We start from the raw sequence: 609 nt of genomic DNA, 5'->3' as shown, positions 1-609 counted from the left end.
CAGGCGAGCAGCTGCCGGCTGGCCGCTATGCTGACCGAAATCGATATGGTCCGTCAGCGTCTGGCGTCTGACAGTGCCGGGCCTGGTGCCGAATGCCTCAAGGTACTATCTGCCGGCGCACCTGATTCCGTCGCCGGCTCAGGTGACGTAACACGCTCTTCAGCATAACGGAGGTTTCTGATGATTCAGGATAAAAAGGCACCGGAGCCGGATGCGTTATTCATCCGCGTCTCTCACCCTGCCGGGAATATGCTGTTCCGGCTTGAAAGGCTTAACACCCGCCCGGTGCCGGATGCGGCAGTACGCCCGATGGCTGAGAATTCCGGGCACCTGCCCGCACTCACAGACCTCACGATTGAGCAGCTGGCGGCGTACATCGCTGATGTCATTCATCAGGTCTCACCGGGCACGCCGCGCGCAGACGTCTGGGTACGCACAAAATCGCCGGTGAAAAACATACCCGCTGCCAGCAGCCCCCGCGTTATGAGCGAGGATGCGCTTAAGGACCTGCAGATGGTCAACGCCTTCATGAAAGGTAAACATACTGCCTGAACCCAATTTTTTAGTGCCTTCACCAGGGCAACCTGCACCACCCGATTGACCCGCACG

At 59.1% G+C, this 609-nt stretch carries 1 protein-coding gene; it reads left to right on the top strand.

Annotated features, from left to right (window positions below; all coding sequences use genetic code 11):
• The first annotated feature begins 180 nt into the window (after positions 1 to 180).
• Positions 181 to 552 (top strand): hypothetical protein, encoded by a 372-nt coding sequence (locus tag IBT54_RS24850; protein WP_201253325.1) that lies wholly within the window; start codon positions 181 to 183, stop codon positions 550 to 552.
• The last annotated feature ends 57 nt before the right edge of the window (positions 553 to 609 follow it).

This window comes from Pantoea sp. S62 (genome assembly GCF_016658625.1).
Taxonomy (GTDB): Bacteria; Pseudomonadota; Gammaproteobacteria; order Enterobacterales; family Enterobacteriaceae; genus Pantoea; species Pantoea vagans.
The sequence above is the reverse complement of the archived record's forward strand: the minus strand, read 5'-3'. Positions and strand labels throughout refer to the sequence as shown.